This is a genomic window from Pseudomonas sp. H2_D02 (genome assembly GCF_054677635.1).
In genome coordinates this window covers 243,098-255,508 of sequence record NZ_CP162816.1, presented here as the reverse complement: position 1 = coordinate 255,508, position 12,411 = coordinate 243,098, and the positions used below count along the sequence as shown (strand labels likewise).

Here is a 12,411-nt window from a genome sequence, read left to right as displayed (position 1 = left end):
ACACAAAATCTGTATCCGCTGAAAATCAACTGTGGGAGCGAGCTTGCTCGCGATGGCGACGGTTCAGGCGCTGCTGAATCAGCAATAGATCAAAACCGATCCAACGTCCGCGGATTCCGCTCGCGTTCCACTTCCTTGGGCTTGTACGCGCAATAGCCCGGCCGTGGCCCGACCCGTGGATGATTGCGGCAGGTGTCCGGGCGCTTCTCGTAAATGGTGCACAACCGGCTCTTGCGGTCCAGATACAGGCAGTCGTTGTTGCTCATGCGTTGCAACGTGAAGATTTCCGACTTCTGGTTGTAGCGCTCGACGATCCCTTCCTTTTGCAGGCGCTTGGCGATGTTTTTTGGCGGGTCGCCCAGTTCGAACTCATCGACGATGCCAATCCGGATCAGGTCCTTGATCTTGACCTCCACCGGCAGGGTGCAGCAGCTCGACACGCAGGAACCGCACATCGGGGCGGAGTACTTGGCCCAGGTATCGAGTCGGTCGATCTCCGCGGCGGCGATCAGGTTGGGCTTCATCATCACGGTTTACCAGCATGCATCAGGGCGCGCGATCATACCGGGACTGGTGAAATTTTGAACGACCATCTGCCGGTTTTTTTTGCGCCCCGACAAAACCCGCCTGTACCGGCACGGCCCCTGCATTCATTCGTCCATCGGCAATTCCTTGGCGACGATTCTCCGGCACCAGGGGAAAAACCACCGAACCAAGAGCCTGTACCGTCTGTCAGACCGACTAGGCTCAGACAATTCCATGCTCGTTCGAGGTCTCATCAATGACTCAAGAACCACTTGTTCGCGAAGCTGAGGTTGCGGCATTTCGCGACGCCGTGTTGACCAAACTCACTTATGCCGTCGGCAAGGACCCCGATCATGCGTTTGATCACGATTGGTTCGAAGCCATAGCCCTTGCCGCCCGCGACCACATGGTCGAACACTGGATGGACCACACGCGGCAGATCTACCGCAAGGGCCAGAAGCGCGTCTACTACCTCTCCCTGGAATTCCTCATCGGTCGCCTGCTGTACGACAGCCTGAGCAATCTGGGCCTGCTGGACACCGCCCGCGAAGCGTTGACCGAGTTGGGTGTCGACCTGGAGCGCATCCGCCTGCTGGAGCCCGACGCGGCCTTGGGCAACGGTGGCCTCGGTCGCCTGGCGGCGTGCTTCATGGAGAGCATGTCGACGCTGGGCATCGCCGGCCATGGCTACGGTATTCGGTATGAGCACGGCTTGTTCCGCCAGGCGATTGTCGACGGCTGGCAGCAGGAGCAGACCGAGCACTGGCTGGATTTCGGCAACCCGTGGGAGTTCGAGCGGCCTGAAGTGGTCTACCCGATCGGCTTTGGTGGCAGCGTTGAAACCGTGACGGACGACAACGGCAAGACTCGCCAGGTCTGGTCTCCGGCCGAAACCGTGCGTGCCATTGCCTATGACACGCCGGTGGTGGGCTGGCGCGGTGCCAGTGTCAACACCCTGCGCTTGTGGCGCGCCCGGGCCGTGGAAGACCTGCACCTGGAGCGCTTCAATGCCGGCGACCACCTCGGCGCCGTGGCGGAAGTGGCCCGGGCCGAGAGCATTTCCCGCGTCTTGTACCCGGCCGACAGCACCGAGGCCGGCCAGGAATTGCGCCTTCGCCAGGAGTATTTCTTCGTCGCCGCCTCGCTGCAGGATTTGCTGCGCCGCCATCGCAACATGCACACCTCGGTGCTGACCCTGGGCGATCACGCGGCGATCCAGCTCAACGATACGCACCCGTCCATTGCCGTGGCCGAGCTGATGCGCCAATTGGTGGACGTCTACGACGTCGCGTGGGACGCGGCCTGGCAGATCACCCAGGACACGTTGTCCTACACCAACCACACGCTGCTGCCCGAAGCCCTGGAAACCTGGCCGGTGGGGCTGATGGAGCGGATGTTGCCCCGGCACATGCAGATCATCTACCTGATCAACGCCCAGCACATCGATTCGCTGCGGGCCAAGGGCGTGCACGATTTCGACGTGCTGCGCTCGGTGTCGTTGATCGAAGAGGACAACGGCCGCCGGGTACGCATGGGTAACCTGGCGTTCCTCGGTTCCCACAGCGTCAACGGCGTGTCCGGGTTGCATACCCAACTGATGCGCAGCACGGTGTTCTCCGAGCTGCACAAGCTCTATCCGGAGCGAATCAACAACAAGACCAACGGCATCACCTTCCGCCGCTGGTTGTTCCAGGCCAACGCCGAATTGACCTCGATGATGGTCGACGCCCTTGGCCCGAGCGTGCTCGACAATCCCGAGGAGCGCCTGATCGAGCTGGAGCCGTTCGCCGACAAACCGGCGTTTCGCAAGCAGTTCGCCGAACAGCGCCTGCACAGCAAGAAAGCCCTGGCCTACCTGATCCACGAGCGGCTGGGCATCGCCGTCAACCCGGCGGCGATGTTCGACGTGCAGGTCAAGCGGATCCACGAATACAAGCGTCAGTTGCTCAACCTGATGCACACTGTGGCGCTGTACCAGGCGATTCGTGCCGAGCCGGAAGTGGACTGGGTGCCGCGGGTGAAAATCTTCGCCGGCAAGGCCGCCGCCAGTTATCACCAGGCCAAGCTGATCATCAAGCTGACCAACGACATCGCCCGGGTGGTGAACAACGACCCGACCGTGCGCGGCTTGCTCAAAGTGGTGTTCCTGCCCAACTACAACGTCAGCCTGGCCGAAAGCATCATCCCGGCGGCGGACTTGTCGGAGCAGATTTCCACCGCCGGTTTCGAGGCCTCGGGCACCAGCAACATGAAGTTCGGCCTCAACGGCGCGCTGACCATCGGCACCATGGACGGCGCGAACGTGGAAATGCACGAGCGTGTCGGCGGTGACCATATGTTCATCTTCGGCCTGACCGCCGAGCAGGTGGAAGCGCGCAAGCGCAACGGTGAATTCAGCGCCGCGCCGGACATCGCCGCGTCCCATCGCCTTGGCGATGTATTGCAAGCGATTCGTGGTGGCGTCTTCTCGCCGGATGACCCGATGCGCTACACCGGGCTGGTGGATTCGCTGGTGGATTACGACCGCTTCCTGGTCTGTGCCGATTTCGACGCGTACTGGAACGCCCAGGCCAAGGTCGAAGAGAAGTGGCACGACTCCAAGCAATGGTGGCGCTCGGCAGTGCTCAATACCGCGCGCATGGGCTGGTTCTCCTCGGACCGGACCATCCGCGAATACGCCACCGACATCTGGAAGGCGCTGGAGTAAACGTTGCAAGAAATGTGAGCGAAGCCCAACGGCGGTTGGGCTTCGTCGATATACTAAGCGCCAGATTCGCCGGGTTGCGGTGTCGTAGCCCAGTCATTGGCAGCACCAATATTCTAATGTGGGAGCGGGCTTGCTCGCGAAAGCGTTGTGTCAGACAGCAATGATGTGCCTGACACAACGCTTTCGCGAGCAAGCCCGCTCCCACAAGGATTGTGCTGTTCCACTAGACTGATCCGGGCACCGCATCACCCGGTCATGCCCGCCACGGGCCGCTTAGGGATATCGACCATATGCAATGGATTTTGACACTGTTGGGCCTGGCACTCGGCTGGGTGGTGGATGAGTCGTTCGCCGATGCGCTGATAGGTGCGTTGGTCGGGCTCGGCATCGCCCAGTCGTTTCGGCTGGGGCGCCTTGGCATCCAGGCGGCCAAACAGCAGATCCTGCTGCAAGAGGCCCAGCAGAGTCTGCTCACCCTGGAAGTGCGGCTGGCGGTTCTCGAACGCGGCAAGGCCGCCCAGCCGAGTGATCCGGCGCCGCATGGCCGAGGTCATCGTGCCCCAGGCTCCAAAACCCCAGACCCGCACCGAGCCGGAGCTGGTCTGGGAACTGCCGCCAGACCTCGAACCCGTCTCCGTGATGAGCACCCAGGCCAGCCAGCCGTTGCCTGACGAAATCTGGAGCCCTGCGCCAGCCGCTTCCAGCCGTCGCGCCAATCGCGATTTTGCGCCGTTGCCCCTTGAACCGACGGCGCCTGCGCCTGCGGCTCCCCGTGGCCCGAATCTGTTCGACCGCGCCCTCATCGGCGCGCGCGACTGGTTGTTCGGCGGCAACACCGTGCTGCGGGTCGGCGTGGTGTTGTTGTTCCTCGGCCTGGCTTTCCTGCTGCGCTACGCCACCGAAGGCATGGTGGTGCCGATCGAATTGCGCTACGCCGGCGTTGCGGCCAGCGCCTTGGGCCTGCTGGGCCTGGGTTGGTGGTTGCGCCAACGCAACAGCAGTTATGCGCTGATTCTGCAGGGGACCGGGATCGCCGTGTTGTACCTGACGGTGTTCGCCGCCATGCGCCTGCATCCGTTGCTCGATTCCAAGGCTGCCTTGGGGCTGCTGGTCGCGGTCACTGTGTTCTCGGCGATCCTGGCAGTGACCCAGAACGCCATGGGCCTGGCGGCGGCTGCGGCGCTGGGCGGCTTTGCCGCACCGATCCTGACCTCCACCGGCAGCGGCAACCATGTCGCGCTGTTCAGCTATTTCATCCTGCTCAACGCCGGCATCCTCGCAATCGCTTGGTTCAAGGCCTGGCGGATGCTCAACCTGATCGGCTTCGTCGGCACGTTCGGCATCGGTTTCGCCTGGGGCTTGCGCTCCTATACGCCGGAACTGCTGTGGAGCACCGAACCCTTCCTCATCGTTTTCTTCCTGGTGTACCTGGCGATCGGCTTGTTGTTTACCCGGCGCAAGCTGCTGGAAATGAGCGACGCGCCTGAAGATGGCAGCCGCGACGCCATGCTGCGCTGGTCGGCGCGCAAGGGCGATTACGTGGACGGCAGCATGCTGTTCGGCCCGCCGTTGGTTGGCTTCGGCTTGCAGTTCGCCTTGGTGCAACACTTGGAATTCGCCGCAGCGTTCAGTGCCTTGGCCCTGGGCATGATCTACATGGGGCTGGCGCGCGTATTGATGGGTGGTCGCGCTGTATTGTTGGCTGAAACCTGCCTCGCCTTGGGCGTGATTTTCGGCAGTCTGGCGATTCCGCTAGGCCTCGATGCCCGTTGGACTGCTGCAGCCTGGGCGGTGGAAGGCGCCGGGATTTCCTGGCTGGGCCTGCGCCAACAGCGACCCTTCGCACGAATCTTTGCCCTGTTGCTGCAATTGGGTTCGGCGCTGGCCTTCGTCAGCGAATTGCATGCAGGTGAAGGCAGCCTGCTGGAGGGGGCGTGGCTGGGCGCGTTGATGCTCGGTTGTGCCTTGCTGTTCAGCTTCTATCAACTGCACAAGGCCGAGCCCGGCCATGTCGCGAACTGGGAGCGTCAGGCTCAGCCTGTGCTGGCGGTGTTGGGGTTAGGTTTCCTCTACTTGCTGGCGCCGCTGTTCTTTTTTACCCACGGCACCGCCATCGCCTGGGCCTTCGCCGGCCTGGCGACGCTGTTCATTGGTCTGCGCCTGCAATCACGGGCCTTTCTGTTTACCGCGTTCGCGGTGCAACTGTTGGGTGGCGCGCTGTTCCTGATGCGCCTGCAAGGCGCCGATGGAGATTCGGCGGTGTTGAATGCCGGCTGGAACGGACTGCTCAGCGCCTCGCTGATCGGCCTGGCGTTGATTGGCGGGATGCTGTTGGCGGCTCGCGACGACATGGTGCGCAACGATCCCCGGCTGTTGCGCGGCCTGTCGGTGGTGCTATTGGCGGGGCTGGTGCTGATCAATCTCGCGGTGTTGTTCGTCCTGCCGTGGCAAACGGCGAGCGGCGTATGGGCGGCCAGCGGCTTGTTGATCATCTGGCTGAGCCTGTACTTGAAGCAACGCGTGAGCTTTGTCTTCGGCCTGTTGCTGCAACTGTTGGGCGGCGCAGCGTTCCTGGCGGCTGGGCCGTTCCTGCTTGGGCCTCTTCAGTCCGAAGGTCTGCGACCCTTGGCCCACAGTGGTTTCTGGACACCGCTGGTGCTGGGATTGGCGGCATTGGTCGGCGCCTGGCGATTGCAACGGGCACACGCCGCGCAGGAACTGGACGTCCTGAGCTTGCAACGCCTGTCCGAGCTGTTGCTGATCTGGGGCGCCGGCTGGTGGGCGCTCGCGTGGGTCAGCGAGGTGCTGCGTTTTGCTCCGGCGAACCTGCAAGGCAGCTGGCTGCTGCTGGTCGCGGCGATCAGCGTGGCGGTGTGGACAGTTCTGGCCCTGCGCTTGAAATGGCCGGCGCTGGGGCTGCTGTGCACCTTGTTGATTCCGGCGGCGGGCTGCGTGCTGGTGGCAACGGGGCACAGCCACTATCACCCGGCGGCGGATTTCGGCTGGCTTGCCTGGCTGGCAATATTTGCCGTGCACTTCTTTTCGCTCAAGCGCCTGGCGCCGATGCTCCCGGCCCGGGCGCGCAGTACCGCCCACGTGCTCGGTTGCTGGTTGCTGATGACGGTGTTGATGCTGGAGCTGCGTTACGGCCTGCTGTTGCTGTCCGAACAGTACAACGCCTGGCGCTGGCTGGCCTGGGCAATCCTGCCAGGCCTTTACCTCGTGTTGATGGCCACGCCGCGTACCTTGCCATGGCCGGTTTCGGCCCAACCGCGCGAATATCGCGTCTACGCGGCGGCACCCATGGCACTGTTGATGCTCGGTTGGTTCTGGCTGACCAACACCTTCAGTGATGGCAACTCGGAGCCACTGCCTTATGTGCCGTTGCTCAACCCTCTGGAGCTGGGCCTGCTGTTCGCCTTGTTCGGTATCTATGTGTGGGCGCGCAACGCGGTGGAGCAATCGACGAACCGTTGGAGCCGCATCGGGTACATCGCTCAATTGATCGCCGGTGTGTCGCTGTTCGCGTTCTTCACGGCCCTGGTGATGCGTACCGCCCACCAGTGGATGGGTGTGCCGTACGCGCTGGATGCGCTGCTCGACTCGATGTTCGTGCAGGCCGGCTTGTCCATCGTCTGGACCTTGATTGCCCTGGGCCTGATGATCGGCGGGCACCTGCGCCATCGCCGGGAAGTGTGGCTGGTCGGCGCGGTGTTGATCGCCGTGGTCGTGGCCAAGTTGTTCTTCGTCGAACTGAGTAACCGCGGCGGTTTGGCGCGGATCGTGTCGTTTATTGGCGTGGGTGTCTTGCTGCTGGTGGTCGGCTATTTTGCGCCGCTGCCACCCAAGCGCCCGGAGCCGGCCGTGGATGCCGAGCCGCCGATGCCTGTCAGTGAGGGAGTGTCGTCTTGAGTCGCAAGTTGAGTCGAATCGGGCTGGGCCTGATGGGGTTGTGGGTGGCCTTGGCGGCTGCGGCACCGGAGCAGCCGCAAGACTTCGCCCATCAGGTGCCGTTGGCCTTGAGCGGTGAAGGCCCGTGGTATCGCCTGGCGTTGCCGCTGGATGTCCAATTGCGGGCTCGGCAAACCGACCTGAGTGACGTGCGGGTGTTCAACGCCGCCGGCCAGGCCCAGGCCTATGCATTGGTGCGCGAATCGGCCCAGAGCCGGGAGAATCGCACCCTGACCGATGTGAAGTGGTTTCCGCTGTATAACGCTGCTGACGACAGTGAACGCGCGCCCAGCGTACGTGTGCAATCGAACGCCAACGGCACGCTGGTGGAAGTCCAGCCGTCCAGTCGGCTCGAAGCCGGGGAAGAGGAATTGCGTGGCTGGCTGCTCGACGCCAGCGCGATCAAGGCGCCGCTGCAACAGTTGATCCTGGACTGGACCAGCGAGCGCGACGGTTTCCAGCGCTTCACCATCGAGGCCAGTGACGACTTGCAGCACTGGCAGGCGTGGGGCGAAGGCCAGGTCGCGCGGCTGACATTCGCCGATGAGCGGGTCGAGCAGCACGAAGTGAGCCTGCCCGGACAATCGGCGCGGTACTTGCGATTGCTGTGGGATTCGCCGTCCTCGGCGCCGGTGCTGACCTCGGCCCAACTGCAAAGCGCCAGCCGCGAAAGCCTGCCGCTGCCGTTGGTCTGGTCGCAGCCGTTGGCGGGCACCACGACGAAGGCCGGTGAATATACCTGGCAATTGCCGATGGGGCTGAACATCGAGCAAGTCCAGGTGGAACTGAGCCAGGCCAACAGCCTGGCGCCGGTGACCCTGGCCGGTCGCCGCGAAAGCAGCCATCCGTGGCAGCCGATGGGCGGTGGCTTGCTCTATCGCCTGACCCAGAATGGTCAGGATGTGCAGCAAAACCAGTTGCAGTTGTCCGGCCAGACCGTGCAGCAATTGAAACTGACCGTGGACGAGCGTGGCGGCGGCCTGGGCACCGAGGCCCCGGCCCTGCGTTTTGCCGTGCGCCCGACCCAAGTGGTGTTCCTGGCGCGCGGCGACGCGCCCTACAACCTGGCACTGGGCAGTGGGACGGCGAAGGCGGCCAGCTTGCCGTTGACCACGCTGATCCCGGATTACAAGCCGTCGCGCCTGGCGACGCTGGGTACTGCAACGGTCAACGGAACGGCGACCTCGACGCCAGCGGTTGAAGCGCCGCCGGTGGCTGTGAGTACCAACTGGAAGAAGATCGGCCTGTGGGCGGTGTTGCTGCTCAGCGTGGTGTTCCTCGGTGCGATGGCGTTCAGCCTGCTGCGCAAGCCGCCGGTCAAATCCCCGTAAGAGCAGGTTGGGCAGGCCCGGATATGAACTCAATCCTCCATATCCCGTCTCATAGGAGGAATTAAGTCCCGACTCGCGCTAAACTGCGCGGGTTTTCCGCCCCCTATTCTTCGGAGCCGTCCATGTCCCGCGTTACCTTGAGTCGCTATTTGATTGAGCAGACCCGCAGCAACAATACCCCTGCCGATCTGCGCTTTTTGATCGAAGTGGTGGCGCGTGCATGCAAGGAGATCAGCCACGCCGTGTCCAAGGGCGCGCTGGGCGGTGTCCTGGGCAGCATGGGCACCGAAAACGTGCAGGGCGAAGTGCAGAAGAAGCTCGACGTGCTCTCCAACGAAATCCTGCTGGAAGCCAACGAATGGGGCGGTCACCTGGCCGGCATGGCGTCCGAGGAAATGGACAATGCCTACCAGATCCCGGGCAAGTATCCGAAAGGCGCCTACCTGTTGGTATTCGACCCACTGGACGGTTCGTCGAACATCGACATCAACGCACCGGTCGGCACGATCTTCTCGGTACTGCGTTGCCCGAACGAGTACCTGAGCCAGAACGAAGCCCTGAATGAAAAGGCTTTCCTGCAGCCCGGCACCGAGCAAGTTGCCGCCGGCTATGCCATCTACGGCCCGCAGACCATGCTGGTGCTGACCCTTGGCGACGGCGTCAAGGGCTTCACCCTGGACCGCGAGATGGGCAGTTTCGTACTCACCCACGAAGACATCACCATTCCTGAAACCACCCAGGAATTCGCTATCAACATGTCCAACCAGCGTCACTGGGAAGCCCCGGTACAACGCTACGTCAGCGAGTTGCTGGCCGGTGAAGAAGGCCCGCTGAAAAAGAACTACAACATGCGTTGGGTGGCTGCGATGGTCGCCGATGTACACCGCATCCTGACCCGTGGCGGTCTGTTCATGTACCCACGCGACAGCCGCGAGCCGTCCAAGCCGGGCAAGCTGCGCCTGATGTACGAAGCCAACCCGATGTCGTTCCTGGTGGAGCAGGCAGGCGGCGCTTCCACCGACGGCCACCAGCGTATCCTCGACATCAAGCCGGAAGGCCTGCACCAGCGCGTTGCAGTGTTCCTCGGCTCGAAGGAAGAAGTGGCGCGCGCCACGGCTTATCACAAGGAGTAAATCATGGCCGAGCCCTGGCAGCCGTTGCTTGATTGGTGGTTTGGCACAGCCGAAAAACCAGATGAGATCGCGGCTGACAAGGGCAAGCTGTGGTTTGGCAAAGGCCATGATCGCCAGGCGCGAGAGCGCTTCGGCGATCTGGCCGAGCAAGCACTGGCCGGCGGATTGACCGATTGGGCGCAACGCCCGGAAGGTTGGCTGGCCCTGGTGCTGCTACTGGATCAACTGCCGCGGATGATCTTTCGCAACACGCCTGAAAGCTTCTCCGGCGACCTGCGTGCCCAAGCGCTGGTGGCCCAGGGATTGGCGGCGGGTTTCGACCGGCAACTTCGGCCGATCCAGCGTGTATTCATCTACCTCGTCCTCGAACACTGCGAAAACCTCGCGGTGCAGAACGAAGCCGTGTCGCGGTTCATCGAACTGGTCCGGGAACAGCCCGAGGCGCAGCGGGCGGTGTTTGAAGACAACCTGGACTATGCCGAACGGCATCAGAAGATCATTGCCCGGTTCGGGCGCTTTCCCCATCGCAATGCGGTGTTGGGGCGCGAGTCTACGGCGGATGAGCTGGAGTTTTTGAGCAGGCCTGGGTCCAGGTTCTGAATTTTCTGCGAGGCTGATACCGTCTTCGCGAGCAAGCCCGCTCCCACAGTTGATCAGGTTTCCCTGACGGAACGCGGTCAACTGTGGGAGCGAGCCTGCTCGCGAAAGGGCCCTTGAGAGCACTAGATCCGGAAACTACCCACCAACTGCTTCAACCGCGCCGCCTGCTGCTCCAGGTCGGAACAGGCGCGTAAGGTGGCTTGCAGGTTTTCCACACCTTCCTGGTTCAGGGTGTTGATCTCGTTGATGTCGACGTTGATCGATTCCACCACGGCGGTCTGCTCTTCGGTGGCGGTGGCCACGGATTGATTCATGCCGTCGATCTCGCCGATGCGCTGGGTCACGCTGCCCAGGCGTTCGCCCGCCTGGTTGGCGATGCTGACGCTGCCTTCGCTCTGGCGTTGGCTGTCGGTCATGGTCAACACCGCTTCCCGGGCGCCGACCTGCAGTTCTTCGATCATCTTCTGCACTTGCTGCGCTGAATCCTGGGTGCGGTGGGCCAGGTTGCGCACCTCGTCGGCGACGACCGCGAAGCCGCGACCGGCTTCACCGGCCCGGGCCGCTTCGATGGCGGCGTTGAGGGCGAGCAGGTTGGTCTGCTGGGAAATGCTGGTGATCACCTCGAGAATCTGGCCGATATTCACCGTGTTGCTGTTCAGCGTTTCGATGTTGCCGCACGAATCGCTGATCTTGGCCGACAGCTGCTGCATCGCCGTGATGGTTTTATCCACCACTTGCTGGCCATCTTCGGCCAGGTTGCGGGCCTCGCTGGAGTGCTGCGAGGCAAGGGCGGCGTTCTGGGCGATTTCCTGGGCGGCGGCGCCGAGCTGGTTGATGGCCGCGGCGACGCTGCTGGTGCGCGAGGCCTGCTGGTCGGAGTTGAACATCGACGAGTTGGAGGCGCTGACGACACGCAGGGCGACTTCATTGACCTGGCCGGTTGCCGAGGCTACTTCGCGGATCGAGGTGTGGATACGCTCGACGAAGCGGTTGAACGAGGTGCCCAGCGCGCCGAATTCGTCATGGCCGTGGATGGTCAGGCGGCGGGTCAGGTCGCCTTCGCCTTCGGCGATGTCGTGCATGGCGCGGCCCATGGTCAGCAGCGGTTGCATCAGCACGCGGATCAGCATGCCCAGCAGCGCGATGATGAACACCACGGCAATGGCCATGGCAATCAGCGCCGAGGTGCGGAATTCGCTGAGCATCGCCAGGGCTGTGTCTTTATCAAGCACCAGCGCCACGTACCAGTTGGCACCGGGGACGCCGTTGACCTGGGTGAAAGAGATAAATTGGGTTTTGCCGTCGAGGTCGACTTCTTTAACGCCCGGACTGATTTGAGGCGCACCGTTGGGATAGGCCTCGGTGAGGGTCTTGAGCACGCGCTTGCTGTCAGGATGCACGAGGATCTTGCCGTCGGCGCTGACGATGAACGCGTGACCGTGGCCGCCGAAGTTCAGCGAGTTGATGATGGCGCTGACGCTCGACAGATCGATGTCCGCCCCGGCCACGCCGATCATCTGGTTCTGGCGCTGTACCGGCGTGGCAACGGTGATCACCAGTTTGCCCGACGAAGCGGCGATGTAGGGTTCGGTGACGATGGTCTGCTGGGCGCTGTTGGCGGCCTTGTACCAGCCACGGGCACGCGGGTCGTAATCGGCGGCACGATTGCCGGCCGGTACCGAAAACATCACGCCGTCGGTGCCGCCGAAATAGCTGAGCTGGAAATTGCTGGTGTAGGCCGGCAGGCCCACGGCGCGTTTCAGGCTGTCGGCAGCGCTGCCGTCGATAGCGATTTGCTGGGCCAGCGATTGCAGCAATTGGATTCGGCCTTCGACCCAGGTCTGGATGTTACGGCTGGTCAGGCTGCCGAGTTCCTGCATGGACGTCTCGGTGCTGGTGTTGAGGCTTTGTCGTTGGCGGTAGTCGTTGAACAGGATGAAACAGGCGAATGCGACGGCCACCACAAGGGCGGCAGCCAACAGGATTTTGTGGCTGAATTTCATGTTTCTGGTCATTAAGAACGCTACCGCGAGGGGACGGGTCAAAAAGGGGAGTCAATTTGCCATAACGCAGGATTTTGCGCTGTTACTTTTTATCGGCCCGCAAGCCCGGCTCATCAGGCTCCGGGGCCGCTATCCCGACGAAAGGCACGACCCCGTCACAC

At 62.7% G+C, this 12,411-nt stretch carries 8 protein-coding genes; 5 read left to right on the top strand and 3 right to left on the bottom strand.

Annotated elements, in window-relative coordinates; translation table 11 throughout:
• Positions 1-89: 89 nt before the first annotated feature.
• Positions 90-527, bottom strand: a complete 438-nt coding sequence (locus tag AB4N42_RS01120; RefSeq protein WP_024778075.1) for a YkgJ family cysteine cluster protein — start codon at positions 525-527, stop codon at positions 90-92.
• A gap of 254 nt (positions 528-781) precedes the next feature.
• Between AB4N42_RS01120 and AB4N42_RS01115 the strand changes: the two genes are divergently transcribed.
• Positions 782-3,232: a glycogen/starch/alpha-glucan phosphorylase gene (locus tag AB4N42_RS01115; RefSeq protein WP_030141460.1), complete on the top strand. Its 2,451-nt coding sequence runs from the start codon at positions 782-784 to the stop codon at positions 3,230-3,232.
• 245 nt (positions 3,233-3,477) lie between these two features.
• Here AB4N42_RS01115 and AB4N42_RS01110 read toward each other — a convergent pair whose 3' ends face one another.
• Positions 3,478-3,786 (bottom strand): hypothetical protein, encoded by a 309-nt coding sequence (locus tag AB4N42_RS01110; RefSeq protein WP_460115749.1) that lies wholly within the window; start codon positions 3,784-3,786, stop codon positions 3,478-3,480.
• Here AB4N42_RS01110 and AB4N42_RS01105 point away from each other — a divergent pair.
• The 4 genes from AB4N42_RS01105 (at position 3,773) to AB4N42_RS01090 (ending at position 10,247) form a co-directional block, all read left to right on the top strand.
• A complete protein-coding gene (locus AB4N42_RS01105) occupies positions 3,773-7,144 on the top strand; it encodes a DUF2339 domain-containing protein (protein WP_460115748.1) in 3,372 nt (1,123 codons plus the stop codon). The genes AB4N42_RS01110 and AB4N42_RS01105 overlap by 14 nt on opposite strands.
• A gap of 32 nt (positions 7,145-7,176) precedes the next feature.
• Positions 7,177-8,514 (top strand): DUF3999 domain-containing protein, encoded by a 1,338-nt coding sequence (locus AB4N42_RS01100; RefSeq protein WP_460116364.1) that lies wholly within the window; start codon positions 7,177-7,179, stop codon positions 8,512-8,514.
• A 122-nt stretch (positions 8,515-8,636) separates the two neighbouring features.
• Entirely contained in the window at positions 8,637-9,647 is a 1,011-nt protein-coding gene (locus tag AB4N42_RS01095; RefSeq protein WP_030141457.1) for a class 1 fructose-bisphosphatase, read from the top strand.
• 3 nt (positions 9,648-9,650) lie between these two features.
• Positions 9,651-10,247: a DUF924 family protein gene (locus tag AB4N42_RS01090; protein WP_030141456.1), complete on the top strand. Its 597-nt coding sequence runs from the start codon at positions 9,651-9,653 to the stop codon at positions 10,245-10,247.
• 122 nt (positions 10,248-10,369) lie between these two features.
• On the opposite strand, the gene AB4N42_RS01085 is transcribed toward AB4N42_RS01090, so the two are convergent.
• Positions 10,370-12,262, bottom strand: coding sequence for a methyl-accepting chemotaxis protein (locus AB4N42_RS01085; RefSeq protein WP_030141455.1), 1,893 nt, complete (start codon positions 12,260-12,262; stop codon positions 10,370-10,372).
• Positions 12,263-12,411: the final 149 nt, after the last annotated feature.